Source organism: Pseudomonas sp. GLN_2 (genome assembly GCF_043106005.1).
Lineage (GTDB): Bacteria > Pseudomonadota > Gammaproteobacteria > Pseudomonadales > Pseudomonadaceae > Aquipseudomonas > Aquipseudomonas alloputida.
This window is the reverse complement of sequence record NZ_JBICMC010000009.1, coordinates 1-538: the sequence shown is the minus strand read 5'-3', so window position 1 is coordinate 538 and position 538 is coordinate 1. Positions and strand designations below refer to the sequence as shown.

Annotated in this window: 1 protein-coding gene; it reads left to right on the top strand. The window is 69.9% G+C overall.

Features of this window, described 5'->3' with window-relative positions:
- Positions 1–538 (top strand): AMP-binding protein (locus tag ACF8Q6_RS02590; RefSeq protein WP_392498240.1); only part of this gene is annotated, 538 nt, incomplete at both ends.

Below are 538 nucleotides of genomic sequence, written 5' to 3'. Positions count from 1 at the left end.
TCGTCCGCGAGCCGGGCCTGCAGCGCTGCCACAGCGTGCGGCAGGTGATCTGCAGCGGCGAGGCGCTGGCGGTGGACACCCAGCAGCAGGTGTTCAGCCACCTGCCCGGTGCCCGCCTGCACAACCTGTACGGGCCGACCGAGGCAGCGATCGACGTCACCCACTGGACCTGTGTCGACGAAGGGCGTGACAGCGTGCCGATCGGCCAGCCGATCGCCAACCTGTACACGCACATCCTTGGCCCGGCGTTCGAAGCCTTGCCGCAGGTGGCCATGGGCGAGCTGATGCTCGGTGGCCAGGGCCTGGCGCGTGGTTACCATCGTCGCCCGTCGCTGACGGCCGAGCGTTTCGTGCCCGACCCGTTCGGCAGCCACGGCCAGCGGCTGTACCGCACCGGCGACCTGGCGCGCTACCGCGACAGCGGGGTGATCGAGTACTGCGGGCGCATCGACCATCAGGTGAAGGTGCGCGGGCTGCGTATCGAACTGGGTGAAATCGAGGCACGGGTGCTGGAGCACCCGCAGGTGCGCGAGGCGGT